Annotated in this window: 12 protein-coding genes; 11 read left to right on the plus strand and 1 reads right to left on the minus strand. The window is 62.3% G+C overall.

Annotated elements, in window-relative coordinates; genetic code table 11:
- Positions 1–21: 21 nt before the first annotated feature.
- From catA to ACIPOO_RS11115, 8 genes are all read left to right on the plus strand, one after another.
- Positions 22–927, plus strand: coding sequence for a catechol 1,2-dioxygenase (gene catA, locus ACIPOO_RS11080; RefSeq protein WP_400606702.1), 906 nt, complete (start codon positions 22–24; stop codon positions 925–927).
- A 98-nt stretch (positions 928–1025) separates the two neighbouring features.
- On the plus strand, positions 1026–1994 hold the full coding sequence (locus ACIPOO_RS11085) for an AraC family transcriptional regulator (protein WP_400606704.1): 969 nt from the start codon (positions 1026–1028) through the stop codon (positions 1992–1994).
- An 85-nt stretch (positions 1995–2079) separates the two neighbouring features.
- Positions 2080–3456 carry a Rieske 2Fe-2S domain-containing protein gene (locus tag ACIPOO_RS11090; RefSeq protein ID WP_400606706.1) on the plus strand — a complete coding sequence of 459 codons (1377 nt, stop codon included), beginning with the start codon at positions 2080–2082 and terminating at the stop codon, positions 3454–3456.
- On the plus strand, positions 3453–3941 hold the full coding sequence (gene benB, locus ACIPOO_RS11095) for a benzoate 1,2-dioxygenase small subunit (protein ID WP_400606708.1): 489 nt from the start codon (positions 3453–3455) through the stop codon (positions 3939–3941). Before ACIPOO_RS11090 ends, benB begins: the two co-directional genes overlap by 4 nt.
- Before the next feature lie 10 nt (positions 3942–3951).
- Positions 3952–4974, plus strand: a complete 1023-nt coding sequence (gene benC, locus ACIPOO_RS11100; RefSeq protein WP_400606710.1) for a benzoate 1,2-dioxygenase electron transfer component BenC — start codon at positions 3952–3954, stop codon at positions 4972–4974.
- A gap of 10 nt (positions 4975–4984) precedes the next feature.
- Entirely contained in the window at positions 4985–5746 is a 762-nt protein-coding gene (locus ACIPOO_RS11105) for a 1,6-dihydroxycyclohexa-2,4-diene-1-carboxylate dehydrogenase (protein ID WP_400606712.1), read from the plus strand.
- 60 nt (positions 5747–5806) lie between these two features.
- Positions 5807–7147 (plus strand): MFS transporter, encoded by a 1341-nt coding sequence (locus ACIPOO_RS11110; protein WP_400606714.1) that lies wholly within the window; start codon positions 5807–5809, stop codon positions 7145–7147.
- Between the two features lie 66 nt (positions 7148–7213).
- Complete coding sequence (locus ACIPOO_RS11115; RefSeq protein ID WP_400606716.1) at positions 7214–8482, plus strand: OprD family porin; 1269 nt, start codon at positions 7214–7216, stop codon at positions 8480–8482.
- Between the two features lie 57 nt (positions 8483–8539).
- On the opposite strand, the gene ACIPOO_RS11120 is transcribed toward ACIPOO_RS11115, so the two are convergent.
- Positions 8540–9292 carry an SDR family NAD(P)-dependent oxidoreductase gene (locus tag ACIPOO_RS11120; protein WP_400606718.1) on the minus strand — a complete coding sequence of 251 codons (753 nt, stop codon included), beginning with the start codon at positions 9290–9292 and terminating at the stop codon, positions 8540–8542.
- A gap of 103 nt (positions 9293–9395) precedes the next feature.
- Between ACIPOO_RS11120 and ACIPOO_RS11125 the strand changes: the two genes are divergently transcribed.
- The 3 genes from ACIPOO_RS11125 to ACIPOO_RS11135 all read left to right on the plus strand — a co-directional run bounded on the left by ACIPOO_RS11125 (position 9396) and on the right by ACIPOO_RS11135 (position 11836).
- Positions 9396–10334, plus strand: coding sequence for a LysR family transcriptional regulator (locus tag ACIPOO_RS11125; protein WP_400606720.1), 939 nt, complete (start codon positions 9396–9398; stop codon positions 10332–10334).
- Positions 10335–10419: 85 nt separating this feature from the next.
- Entirely contained in the window at positions 10420–11256 is an 837-nt protein-coding gene (locus ACIPOO_RS11130) for an AraC family transcriptional regulator (protein WP_400606723.1), read from the plus strand.
- Positions 11257–11365: 109 nt separating this feature from the next.
- Positions 11366–11836 carry a helix-turn-helix domain-containing protein gene (locus ACIPOO_RS11135; protein ID WP_400606725.1) on the plus strand — a complete coding sequence of 157 codons (471 nt, stop codon included), beginning with the start codon at positions 11366–11368 and terminating at the stop codon, positions 11834–11836.

Below are 11836 nucleotides of genomic sequence, written 5' to 3' on the forward strand. Positions count from 1 at the left end.
AAAAGTGATGAGGATAGAAAAATGACCGTTCGTATCTCGCAGACCGCCGACGTGCAGCAGTTCTTCGAACAGGCCGCAGGCTTCGACCAGCCAGGCGGCGACCAACGGATGAAAACCGTCGTCCACCGGGTGCTCAATGACTCGATCAAGATCATCGAGGACCTGCAGATCACCCCTGAAGAATTCTGGAAGGCGGTCAATTACCTGAATGATCTGGGCCGCCGTCAGGAAGCCGGCCTGCTGGTGGCGGGCTTGGGCCTGGAACACTACCTGGACCTGCTGCTGGACGCCGAAGATGCTCAGGCCGGCCATGTGGGCGGCACGCCACGCACCATCGAAGGCCCGCTGTACGTGGCCGGCGCGCCGGTTTCCGAACACTTTGCGCGGCTCGATGACGGCCAGGACCCTGGCACCGTGCTGTACATGACCGGCCAGGTGCGCGACACCGAAGGCCAGCCGCTGGCCAACGCGGTGGTCGATGTGTGGCACGCCAATACAGGCGGCACCTATTCCTATTTCGACCCGTCGCAGTCCGAATTCAACCTGCGCCGTCGCATCCTCACCGACGCAGACGGGCGTTACCGCTTCCAGAGCATCGTACCGTCCGGCTATGGCTGCCCGCCATATGGCCCGACCCAGCAATTGCTCGATCAGTTGGGGCGTCATGGCCAGCGCCCGGCACACATTCACTTCTTCATCTCGGCACCGGGTCACCGTCACCTGACCACCCAGATCAATCTGGCCGGCGACAAGTACCTGCACGACGACTTCGCCTACGCCACCCGTGACGAACTGATCGCCGAGATTCATTTCAGCGAAGACGCCAAGGGCCCACGGGCAGACATCGATTTCGACTTCGTGCTGCAGCCCACCGCCGCGCCCGAAGACCAGACGCGCCGCGAGCGGGTGAGGGCGCTCGAAGCCTGATGCCGCCCATGGCTTGATACCACGGCCTCCCCAGCGCACGCTGGCGGGGGCTTTGTGGTTTCTCGCAGCCTTGAATACAACAACAAGAGAGGCAAGACATGACCGTGTTATTGAGTGAGCGCAGTCAGATTTTCGACCGTGCCGATGCCTATGCCGTGTCCGAATACGTGAACCAGCATGTGGGCAACCACTGCATCCGCCTGCCGCCCAAGGGGCGCCCGCAGGCCAGCATCAGCCACCGGACCTTTTCCAGCCTGGACCTGTGCCGCATCAGCTATGGCGCGCCGGTGCAGGTCACGTCCACGGCGCTGGAGACGATCTATCACCTGCAGATCCTGCTGCAAGGCCATTGCCGCTCGGCGTCTCGCGGCAAGGAGCAGATCTTTCGCGCAGGCGAGGTGCTGCTCATCAACCCCGACGATCCGGTGGACCTGACGTACTCGGCCGACTGCGAGAAATTCATCGTCAAGCTGCCGGTCAGGCTGTTCGAGAATGCCTGCCTCGAGCAGCACTGGGCGCTGCCGCATCAGGGCATTCGCTTCGTTGCCGAGCGTCAGCACCTGGACGACATGAACGGTTTTGCCCAGTTGCTGGGGCTGATTTGCCATGAAGCGGAGAACGCCGCAGACCTGGAAGTGCAGACGCTGTATGAGCGCATCGTCGCCAAGAAGCTCCTGGCACTGCTGGCCAGCAATGTGCTGCGGGTCATTCCCCGGCAGGAGGAGGGCAGCGGCTTTGAGGCGGTGCGCCAGTTCATCGAGGCGCACCTGACCGAAGACATCAGTGTGGAGCAGTTGATGGCGGTGTCGCGGGTCAGCGAGCGGTCGCTGTACTTGATGTTCGAGCGCAATGTGGGCCTGTCGCCCCGGGACTACACACGCCAGCGCAAGCTTGAGCGGGTGCATGCCGAGCTGCAGAAACAGGCGGCGCGCAGTGTGACCGAAGTGGCGCTGGACCACGGGTTCGTGCATCTGGGGCGGTTCTCGGAGGCGTACCGCAAACGCTTTGGCGAGCTGCCGTCGCAGACCTGGCGTCGCCAGCGTGAGCCGGTTGCGCTGGGTGGATAGCGATTTGCAGTAGGCGGATATTGACGGCGGGGGCAAGGGAATAGGGTGAGGGGGCCTGATAAAAGAACAACGGAGGGCCCGCCCCATGTCCAACACTCTCGACCGCCTTGCCCGTCAACTCAGTGAATCGGTCCAGGATGACCCCGCCACTGGCGTCTTTCGCTGCCGCCGCGACATCTTCACCGACCCTGACCTGTTCGCGCTGGAAATCAAACACATCTTCGAAGGTGGCTGGGTGTACCTGGCCCATGAAAGCCAGATCCCCGGGATCAACGACTACTTCACCACCTACATTGGCCGCCAGCCGGTGGTCATCACCCGCGACAAGCAGGGCAGCCTGCACGGTCTGGTCAACGCCTGCGCCCACCGTGGCGCGATGCTGTGCCGGCGCAAGCAGGGCAACAAAGGCTCCTTTACCTGCCCCTTCCATGGCTGGACATTCAGCAACGCCGGCAAGCTGCTCAAGGTCAAGGACGCCAAGACCGGCGCCTACCCCGACAGCTTCGATTGCGACGGCTCCCATGACCTCAAGCGCCTGGCGCGGTTTGAAAACTACCGCGGTTTCCTGTTCGGCAGCCTGAGTGACGCCGTGCCCGAGCTGAGCGACTACCTGGGCGAGACCCGGGTGATCATCGACCAGATGGTCGATCAGGCGCCCGAGGGCCTGGAAGTGCTGCGCGGCAGTTCGTCCTACATCTATGACGGCAACTGGAAGCTGCAGATCGAAAACGGCGCCGACGGCTATCACGTCAGCTCCGTGCACTGGAACTACTCGGCGACCATGGGCCGTCGCAACTACGAGGCCGAAGGCACGCGCACCGTCGACGCCAACGGCTGGTCGAAAAGCCTGGGCGGCGTCTATGCGTACGAGCATGGCCACATCCTGCTCTGGACCCGGCTGCTCAACCCTGAAGTGCGCCCGGTCCACGCCCATCGCGCTGCGCTGGCAGAGCGTCTGGGGCAGGAACGTGCGGACTTCATCGTCGATCAGACGCGCAACCTGTGCCTGTACCCCAACGTTTACCTGATGGATCAGTTCTCGACGCAGATTCGCGTGGTGCGGCCGATCTCGGTCAATCAGACCGAAGTGACCATCTACTGCATGGCACCCAAGGGCGAAAGGGCCGAGGAACGCGCGACCCGCATCCGCCAATACGAGGACTTCTTCAACGTCAGCGGCATGGGCACTCCGGACGACCTGGAAGAATTCCGCGCCTGCCAGACCGGCTACCAGGGCGCGACCACCCTGTGGAACGACCTCAGTCGCGGTGCCACCCAGTGGATCGAGGGCGCCGACGACAACGCCCGGGCCATGGGCATGAACCCGCAACTCAGCGGCGTGAAGACCGAAGATGAAGGCCTGTTCGTCAAGCAGCACGCGCACTGGGCCGCCAGCCTGCAAAAAGCCCTGGAGCTTGAACAGCAGACGCTGATCGCAACCGACAAGGAGGCACGCCCATGAGCCTCTCAAGAGAGAACCTGCTGGCGTTTCTCTACCGTGAAGCCCGGCTGCTCGATGACCGCCAGTGGGACGAATGGCTCGAATGCTACTCGCCCAGGGTCGAGTTCTGGATGCCGGCCTGGGACGACCAGGACATGCTGACCGAAGATCCGCAAAGCGAAATCTCGCTGATCTACTACCCGTCCCGCGACGGCCTGGAAGACCGCGTGTTCCGGATCAAGACTGAACGCTCCAGCGCCAGCACCCCCGAGCCGCGCACCGCGCATTTCGTGGCCAACATCGAAGTGCTGGGCGAAGACGCCGGGCACATGGACGTACGTTTCAACTGGCACACCCTCAGCCACCGCTACAAGACCACGGACAGTTACTTCGGCACCTCCTTCTACCGCCTGGATGTCAGCGGGGACACACCGCTCATCACGCGCAAGAAGGTCGTGCTCAAGAACGACTACATCCATCAGGTCATCGACATCTATCACATCTGAGGACAGCCCCATGACGTACTCCATCGCCCTCAATTTCGAAGACGGCGTGACCCGCTTCATCGACTGCAAACCCGGCGAGAAGGTGCTGGACGCGGCCTTCCGCCAACGCATCAACCTGCCGATGGACTGCTCCGACGGCGTCTGCGGCACCTGCAAGTGCCGGTGCGAAACCGGTGCCTACGACCTGGGCGACGACTACATCGAAGATGCGCTCAGCGAAGACGAGGCCCAGCAAGGGCAAGTGCTCACCTGCCAGATGGTGCCGCAATCCGATTGCGTGATCGCCGTGCCGGTGCCGTCCAACTCTTGCAAGACCGGCACCAGCCGCTTCGCCGCCACGGTCGCGAGCATCACCCGACACGCCGATGCGGCGCTGGAGATCAGTTTCGATCTGGACCAGGCGCCGGTGTTCCTGCCGGGGCAATACGTGAATATCGAGGTGCCGGGCAGCGGGCAAACCCGCTCCTATTCCTTCAGCAGCCGCCCAGGCGAGACCCGCGCCAGCTTCCTGATAAAGCATGTGGCGGGCGGATTGATGAGCGGCTGGCTGGAACGCGCAAAGATTGCCGAGCAGGTCAGCATGACCGGGCCTCTGGGCAGCTTCTACCTGCGTGAAGTGAAACGACCGCTGCTGTTTCTGGCAGGGGGCACCGGGCTTGCGCCATTCCTCTCGATGCTTGAAGTGCTGGCCGAGCGCAACGACACCCAGCAGGTATCGCTGATCTACGGCGTGACACGCGACCAGGATCTGGTGATGGTCGAGGCGCTGCAGGCGTTCGCGGCGCGCCTGCCCAACTTCAGTTTCGTGACCTGCGTGGCCGACCCCGCAACCCTTCACCCGCAGCAAGGCTATGTCACGCAACACATGGCGGCCGACGTGCTCAATGACGGCGACGTCGATGTGTATCTGTGTGGGCCGCCGCCGATGGTGGATGCAGTGCGCAAGCACTTCAAGGATCAGGGCGTCACGCCTGCGAGCTTCCACTACGAGAAGTTCACCCCCAACGCAATCGTCACCGGCAACGCGGCCTGAGGACAGTCCAATGAACCCACGTTTCAAGCAAAAGGTGGCGCTGGTGACCGGCGCCGCCCAAGGCATCGGCCGGCGTGTCGCCGAACGTTTGCTGGAGGAGGGCGCCTTGCTGGTCGCGGTGGACCGCTCGGAGCTGGTGCACGAGATCGCCCATGAACGCGCCCTGACCCTGACTGCCGACCTTGAGCAGCACGCCGAATGCGCCCGGGTCATGGCCACCGCGAACGAGCAGTTCGGCCGTATCGACATTCTGGTCAACAACGTCGGCGGCACCATCTGGGCCAAGCCTTTTGAGCACTACGCCGAAAGCGAAATCGAAGCGGAAGTCCGCCGTTCGCTGTTCCCGACCCTGTGGTGCTGTCACTGCGTCTTGCCGTACATGCTCGCGCAAGGCAGCGGCGCCATCGTCAACGTGTCGTCGATTGCCACTCGCAGCCTCAACCGCGTGCCCTACGGCGCAGCGAAGGGCGGGGTGAACGCCCTGACCGCCTGCCTGGCGCTGGAGACGGCCGGGCGCGGGATTCGGGTCAACGCCACCGCACCCGGTGGCACCGAAGCACCGCCGCGGCGCATCCCGCGCAACAGCCAGCCACAAAGCGAACAGGAGCAGGTGTGGTACCAGCAGATCATCGACCAGACCCTCGATAGCAGCCTGATGAAGCGCTACGGGACCATCGATGAGCAGGCGGGCGCGATCCTGTTCCTGGCCTCGGACGAGGCTTCGTACATCACTGGCGTGACCCTGCCGGTGGGAGGCGGCGATTTGGGCTGACTTGATGCATCGGTTTTATCTGCGGATCTCACACACAAAAATAACAATGAGAGTAATGCCATGCGAATCATCGACGTTCATGCGGTTGTCGAGGGCGCCCGCTTCGGGCGCTTTCACGGGATGGTCATGGGCCTGTGCGCCTTGCTGTTGATTTTTGACGGCTATGACCTGTTCATCTACGGCGTGGTACTGCCGGTCATCATGAAGGAATGGGGGCTGACCCCGCTGCAGGCCGGCGCACTGGGGAGCTATGCGCTGTTCGGCATGATGTTCGGTGCGCTGGTGTTCGGCAGCCTGGCCGACAGGATCGGTCGCAAGAAGGGCATCGCCATCTGCTTTGCGCTGTTCAGCGTGGCAACCGTGGTCAATGGATTTGCCACTTCACCCAGCGAGTTCGGCATGTGCCGTTTTATCGCCGGGCTGGGTTGCGGCGGGCTGATGCCCAACGCCGTGGCGCTGATGAATGAGTACGCACCCAAGCGGATGCGCAGCACCCTGGTGGCGCTGATGTTCAGCGGCTACTCACTGGGTGGCATGCTTTCGGCCGGGGTCGGCATCTTCATGCTGCCGCGCTTCGGCTGGCAATCGATGTTCTTTGCCGCCACGTTGCCCTTGTTGTTGCTGCCGGTGATTCTGCTGTTGCTTCCCGAGTCCATCGGTTTTCTGATCCGCCAGGGCCGTGTCGAACAGGCGCGCAAACTCTTGATGCGCCTGTCGCCGCACAGTGAAATCAACCCCGAAGACAGGCTTCAAATCAGCGACCCGCAAGGCAAGGGTGCCTCGGCCATGGCCTTGTTTCGGACAGGCCTGGCGGTCCGGACGCTGGCGATCTGGGTGGCATTCTTCTGCTGCCTGCTGATGGTCTACGCACTCAGTTCCTGGTTGCCCAAGCTGATGGCCAGCGCCGGTTACAGCCTGGGTTCGAGCCTGTCGTTCCTGCTGGCGCTGAACCTGGGCGGCATGGCGGGTGCCATTCTGGGGGGATGGTTGGGGGATCGCCTGAACCTGGTCAGGGTCACCATCGGTTTCTTCCTGGCGGCTGCGATTTCCATCAGCCTGCTGGGCATCAACAGTCCGATGCCGGTGCTCTACCTGCTGATTTTCATTGCCGGGGCCACCACCATCGGCACACAAATCCTGCTGTACGCCGCCACCGCGCAGCTCTACGGCCTGCACATCAGGTCCACCGGCCTTGGCTGGGCCTCGGGCGTGGGCCGCAATGGCGCCATTGCCGGGCCCATGCTGGGCGGTGCGTTGATGGGGATCGAACTGCCCCTGCAACTCAACTTTCTGGCCTTCGCCGTGCCGGGCGCCATCGCCGCACTGGCAATGACCGCGTTCGCCCTCAATGAACGCCGTGGTGCCCAGGTTCCGGTGCCTACGCCACCTGCCCAAGCCTGACCCAACGCAGCAAAACCCGAGCGCCCAGGCGCCGGGTTGTCGATAACAATAATTAAGAGCGACGAAATGAATCAGCAGACCACTCAGCGTTTCTGGCTATCACTCCTGGGCGTTCCTCTGGCGGCATCGGCTGCCGACCCGGGTGCGAACACGGGTTTGATCGAGGGTTCGACCGCGACCCTGCAAGCGCGCAACTACTACTTCAGCCGCGACTATTCGGACATTGTTGGCGCAAGCAAACAATCAAAGGCCGAGGAGTGGGCGCAGGGCTTTATCCTGAATTTCAAATCCGGCTATACGCCTGGCCCCATTGGTTTTGGCGTCGATGCACTGGGCACGCTTGGGCTCAAGCTCGACAGCAGCCCGGATCGGGTCAACACCGGCCTGCTGCCGGTCAAGGACGATGGCCGCGCGGCTGACGAATACAGCCGCCTGGGCCTGACCTTCAAGGCGAAAGTCTCGAAGACCGAACTGAAGGTCGGCGAACTCCAACCCAACATTCCAGTGCTCGCCTTCAGCGATATCCGCCTGCTGCCCCCGAGCTATCAGGGCGCGAGCATCAGCTCCAGCGAGATCAATGGCCTGACGGTGCAGGCCGGCCACCTGAGTACCACCCATCTGCGCAACGAGGCCGGCGATGAGAAGATGATCGCCATGCTGGGCCACGTCCCACAGCGCAAGGCCGACAGCTATGCCTTCAATTACCTGGGCGCCGACTACAGTTTCAACAGCAACCGCACCAGCGTCAGCCTCTGGCACGGCCAGTTGAAGGACATCTACGCGCAGAACTTCATCGGTTTCAAGCACAGCCAACCTGTGGGCGACTGGGTGCTGGGTGCCAACCTGGGTTACTACGACGCCCATGAAGACGGTAGCCAGAAGCTGGGCAAAATCGATAACCAGGCGTTCTTTTCGTTGCTCTCCGCCAGGCGAGGCGGCCACACCTTCTATGCCGGCTACCAGGCGATGTACGGGGACTCTGCGTTTCCTCGGGTCTTCGCCAACATCACGCCGCTGGGCAACGAGGTGCCCACCTATGAATTCGCCTACACCGATGAGCGTTCGTGGCAGGCGCGTTACGACTACGACTTCGCGGCCATGGGGATTCCCGGCCTGACTGCCACAGTGCGCTATATCACGGGGGATAACGTCGATACCGGAGCAGGCTTCGAGGGCAAGGATCGCGAGCGCGATCTGGACATCGCTTATGCGTTTCAGAGCAGCTGGTTAAGCGGGCTGGGCGTGCGGGTTCGCAACGCCATGGCCCGTTCGAACTACCGAAGCGACATCGACGAAAACCGACTGATCCTGAGTTACACCTGGAAGCTGCTGTGAGGCAAATCGCAGCTTTCGGTTAATCAGGATCGTCGGTTACCGTTGCTTCAAGGGCTGTCAGACTTGGGCCTGGCCACCGTCGGCGAACAGTTCGCTGCCGTTGACGAAGCTCGAATCACTGGAGGCCAGGAACAGCGCGGCCTTGGCGATTTCTTCAGGCTCGCCCACGCGGCCCAGCGGGATCTGCGAGGCCAGGTAATCGAGCAAGCCTTGCTGCTGGGCAGCGTCGGGGCCTGCCAGGTCGACCAGGCCAGGCGTGCGGGTGGCGCCAGGGCTCAGGGTGTTGACCCGCACGTTGCGGTCCTTGAGGTCCAGGATCCAGTTACGGGCAAAGGAGCGGATCGCGGCCTTGGAGGCGGCATATACGCTGAAGGCCGGGGTGCCGGTGCTGGCCGCAGTGGAGCCGGTGAGGATCACCGAAGCGTTCTTGGCCAGCAGCGGCAGTGCTTGCTGCACGGTGAACAGCGTGCCTTTGACGTTGCGGTCGAAGGTGTCGTAGTAGTGCGCTTCGGTGATTTCGCCCAGTGGCAGCATCGAACCGCCGCCGGCGTTGGCGAACAGCACGTCAATGCGGCCCTGTTCGGCTTTGACGCGCTCGTAGAAGGCGTTCAGTTGTTCCACTTTCGAGGAATCCACTTGCACGCCGGTGGCGTTGCCGATCTGCGCGACGGCGGCGTCCAGTTCTGCCTGACGACGGCCGGTGATGTAGACCGTGGCGCCTTCGCTGGCGAAGAGTTTGGCAGTGGCCAGGCCGATACCGCTGGTGCCGCCGGTGACGATTGCAATTTTGCCTTCAAGTTTGCCGATCATGGTGTTTCTCCTGATTGAGTAAGTTGTTGCGTTGGGAGAATCCTATCGACCCTCAGATCTTTTCAAAATAGAATTGTCTGAAACTCATCGTTGCAGAAATGAAATGAGCAGACTTCCGGATTTCGAAGGGCTGGCGATGTTCGCCAAAGTGGCTGAAGAAGGCTCGTTCGCCGCCGCCGCCAGAGTGATGGGCGTGTCCGTGCCGACGGTTTCGCGAGCCGTGGCCCGGCTTGAAGAGCGACTGGGCGGGCGCTTGCTCAACCGCACTTCGCGACAGTTGTCGCTGACCGAGTTCGGCCAGAGCATGGCGGCCCGTGCGGGTGAGATCTATCGCCAGGCCGAAGCGGTCGAAGGCCAGGCCATGGAATTGTCGGTGCAACCTCGCGGGCTGGTGCGCCTGGCAGTACCGATGTCGTTCGGCGTGCGATGGGTCGCGCCGCTGATGCCCAGCCTGATACGCCGTTACCCTGAGCTTTCGGTGGACCTGCACCTGTCCGACGCCTCGGTTGACCTGATCGGCGAGGGCTTCGATGCCGCCTTGAGAATCGCCGCCTTGCCAGACTCCTCTCTGGTGGCCAGACGGCTGTGTTCGGTCACCCAGTTTCTGGTGGCGTCCCCTGAGTATCTGGCGCGGCACGGCCACCCCGGGCATCCACGGGAACTCGCAGGCCGGCCATGCCTGAGCTACGCCTACCGAGCCCGATCACAGCTCTGGCGCTTCACCCATGAAGATGGCGAAGAAGCTGACGTCGAGCCCAAAGGCCCCCTGCGCATGACCAACTCCGAAGCGGCAATTCCGGTACTGCTCGAAGGTCTGGCCATCGCCGAACTGCCGGAGTTCATGGCCAGCCAGTACCTGGCCGATGGGCGTCTGGAGCGGGTTCTCCCGGAGTGGAGCATGACCAGGGGCGGCTTGTATTTCGTCACGCCCTCGGCGCGCACACGCTCGATGAAAATCACCGCGCTGTCAGATTTCTTTCATGAACATCTGTCACAACCGGTGTGGCAATGGAGCGGTAACCCACCTGTTCGTACAATCTGATAGGCCTGTGTATGATAATGAGGCGCGTTAACGTGGCCATACGCCCCATCACATTATCCAGACGTTGAAACAAGGGCTCTACTGCATGGCCTATATGTCGCCCAAGCTCAACGGCAATTCGCCTGACGTGTTTCATCTGGAAACCACTGATGGCAGTGGCTATGCCGTCGATTGGCATGCCCACGACTGTCACATGCTGCTCCTGCCACTGCAGGGCGGGCTGTTTCTTTCCACAGAAAGCAGCCAGACAGCGCACATTTCAAGGCAGTCGTTTTCGTTCGTGCCCGCAGACTTCGCCCACGCCACCCAGGCAGCGCCGGGCCGCGAAAAGCACATGACGTTGTATGTCGATCCTTCGTGGGTGACGCGCCAAGGGCGAATGAACGGTTACCGCAGCTTCGCCAAACAGGTCCAGCGCACCGGCATCTGGCAGGGCACCGAGGCGCTGGACAACATCCTGCGCCTGCACGACCAACTGCAGGGCAGCACCTCCCCGGAGGCTTTTGAGCGTCAACTGCCGCACCTCAATCACCTGATGTTCGAAGAGTGCGCGCGGGTCATCGCCTGCCAGGAGACGCAACCCCAGCCCACCGAGCACCAACAGCATGCTGCGCTGGTGCGCGATATCCAGCGTTATGTGCGGGAAAATCTGGAAACCGACCTGAGCATCGAATCCATCGGGCATCAGTTTCACCTGTCGCGGCGTCACCTCACGCGGATTTTCAAAGCCGTGACCAACGAGACGCTGCTGGACTTCACCAACCGCACCCGTGTAGATACGGCCGCGCGGCTGGTGTCCAATACGGCATTGTCGATACTCGACGTCAGCCTGGCGGTGGGCCTGCATTCCCCCTCGTATCTGACCCGCCTGTTTCATCGCCACCTGGGCCTGAGCCCGGGCGAGCTTCGCAAGCCCCGCTGAGGCGATGGCCCAAACGGGCACATGCACGGCCCGATCGAGCCGTTGCGCCCGGTCAATGCTCGGCACAATAGACCTCGTCCCCAGCACTTCAGAGGTCACGATGAGCCATGTGAGCGTTGCAAAAGCCGCTGCATCCATAGGCATCGATTTCGCCCGGCTCAGCCATGAACAACTGATCGTGCTCGACCGCTACCTGCGGCGTCTGCAGCCAGGCAGCGATGCGGCCAGGCTCAGCCCCTGGCAGGAGAGGGTGGCCAAGAAGCTGATGATGGACAACCTCGATGGCGGTATTCAGATTGCCGACGTAGCACGAGAATGTTCGTTGTCACGCAGCCATTTCTCCCGCGCGTTCAAGAACAGCACCGGGCAGACCCCGCGTGACTGGCTGCAACTGGCACGATTGACCCAGGCCAAGGAGCTGCTGGAGCAGACGGACCTGTCCATCTCGCAGGTCGGTCTGGAGTGCGGGTTCGCGGATCAACCGCATTTCACCCGGATGTTTACAAGACGGTTTGGCATGACGCCGGGCCGCTTGCGTGCAGAAATACGCAAGGGTGCCGCCCTACAGGCGATTTGTTGA

Origin of the sequence: Pseudomonas sp. NPDC090201 (genome assembly GCF_044746825.1) — a bacterium.
In the GTDB taxonomy this organism is placed as follows: Bacteria; Pseudomonadota; Gammaproteobacteria; order Pseudomonadales; family Pseudomonadaceae; genus Aquipseudomonas; species Aquipseudomonas putida_AD.

Coding starts and splice junctions, on each gene's coding strand:
- ACIPOO_RS11105 (WP_400606712.1), top strand. CDS start 4,985: ATGAACCCACGTTTCAAGCAAAAGGTGGCGCTGGTGACCGGCGCCGCC.
- ACIPOO_RS11130 (WP_400606723.1), top strand. CDS start 10,420: ATGGCCTATATGTCGCCCAAGCTCAACGGCAATTCGCCTGACGTGTTT.
- benB (WP_400606708.1), top strand. CDS start 3,453: ATGAGCCTCTCAAGAGAGAACCTGCTGGCGTTTCTCTACCGTGAAGCC.
- ACIPOO_RS11120 (WP_400606718.1), bottom strand. CDS start 9,292: ATGATCGGCAAACTTGAAGGCAAAATTGCAATCGTCACCGGCGGCACC.
- ACIPOO_RS11115 (WP_400606716.1), top strand. CDS start 7,214: ATGAATCAGCAGACCACTCAGCGTTTCTGGCTATCACTCCTGGGCGTT.
- ACIPOO_RS11125 (WP_400606720.1), top strand. CDS start 9,396: ATGAGCAGACTTCCGGATTTCGAAGGGCTGGCGATGTTCGCCAAAGTG.
- ACIPOO_RS11090 (WP_400606706.1), top strand. CDS start 2,080: ATGTCCAACACTCTCGACCGCCTTGCCCGTCAACTCAGTGAATCGGTC.
- catA (WP_400606702.1), top strand. CDS start 22: ATGACCGTTCGTATCTCGCAGACCGCCGACGTGCAGCAGTTCTTCGAA.
- ACIPOO_RS11110 (WP_400606714.1), top strand. CDS start 5,807: ATGCGAATCATCGACGTTCATGCGGTTGTCGAGGGCGCCCGCTTCGGG.
- ACIPOO_RS11085 (WP_400606704.1), top strand. CDS start 1,026: ATGACCGTGTTATTGAGTGAGCGCAGTCAGATTTTCGACCGTGCCGAT.
- benC (WP_400606710.1), top strand. CDS start 3,952: ATGACGTACTCCATCGCCCTCAATTTCGAAGACGGCGTGACCCGCTTC.